This window comes from Teredinibacter waterburyi (assembly GCF_001922985.1).
Classification (GTDB): domain Bacteria; phylum Pseudomonadota; class Gammaproteobacteria; order Pseudomonadales; family Cellvibrionaceae; genus Teredinibacter; species Teredinibacter waterburyi.
In genome coordinates, this window is sequence record NZ_MRUH01000084.1 from 1 (window position 1) to 1,331 (window position 1,331).

The 1,331-nt window shown below is 41.5% G+C and carries 1 protein-coding gene; it reads right to left on the reverse strand.

The window, feature by feature from the left end:
* Positions 1 to 467: 467 nt before the first annotated feature.
* Positions 468 to 803 carry a hypothetical protein gene (locus tag IDZ20_RS05920; protein WP_188150509.1) on the reverse strand — a complete coding sequence of 112 codons (336 nt, stop codon included), beginning with the start codon at positions 801 to 803 and terminating at the stop codon, positions 468 to 470.
* Positions 804 to 1,331: the final 528 nt, after the last annotated feature.

Here is a 1,331-nt window from a genome sequence, read left to right on the forward strand (position 1 = left end):
ATTGTCAGGTGGAGCGCCTTGTTATGCGAGGCGGCAAAAACCCAGTAACACACACGTTGGGCGACCGCTAGGTGGCCCCAAAGCCTAAACGAAGCGCTTAGACAATAGAAACTAAAACCAGATACTACCAAAAACCCCAAATAATACTACAAGAAGATTAAGCAATAGATAGATTTGGTACTGCCTAGAAAGGAACCACTGAGAACAAAGATGGGAGACACAGTTCGGATACGACCGACTAGAAATTGAATGCCACTCCCTGACTGCATCACTGCGATTTACCCTACTAAACCGCTGTTGGAGCGGCACAAACTAAAAAGACAATTAGCACAACCCTACCACCGACAAAGCACTTTGTTTAATACCACGCATAACGCCGGTAGCAATTGCCGGAGTAAGATGGCTTGTGTTTTTGCGTCTTTTTGCAAAAACCAAGACAGCTTACGAAGGTCAATTGGCTACCTTTGTTAAGTGCTGACGATATTAAATGCTTGTTCTGATGCATATTTAACGAGACCTTTTAATTTTGGTACTTCTTCGCAATGCGCTCTTATTCTTTCCGAGGTGGCAGATCGCGTTGTCCACTTTTCCCCTGCTCGGATGTCTCGAACCCTATTTAGGATGCGATGATTTATTTCATTAATTTGCGCAAGTGTGACTTTACGCTCATCACCTTCCAGCGATTCATTGAGATCACGATAGACAATCGTTAGCTGAAAGAGAAACTCGATTAGATACACCTCTTCATTTTCAACTTTATCAAAATATCTATCAGCGATATCTGCTCCCTCCGTTTTTGCCACTTAACGCCGCCAGCAACTGCCGGAGTGAATTGGCTGCTTTTTTGCGGTTTTTTGCAAAAAAGAAGACAGTTTACGGAGGTCAGATTGACTGGCCTTGTTATGTGCGGACCTAGTTATACACATTATTTTACGCCCGATTCTAGGTGGGATGCCCATTTTCGAATGCCATGTTCGCCAGTAATAAGAAAGGTCACTATTGAGAGCGCTATAACTAATTTTGACTGGTTAAATGTTATTACCAAGATTGCAATTAACAATGTAGGAGCAATAATAAACAGTACCCAATATGAGCCAACAACTAAATTATTTACAACTATGAACTTCTTTATATTCATGGTTGACCTCAAAGTCACATTCGCATTTTTCATAGTTATAACTGCCCCCGTCATCTAAACAAGCGTCAATTTTTGAATCCGTACAACCAGCTAACAGCACTACAAGTAAAACTATATTTTTCATTCGATGATACACATAACGCCAAGCTCACCTGCAATTTTTGCTGTGAGCGTTTGTGTAAAATGGAGCTGC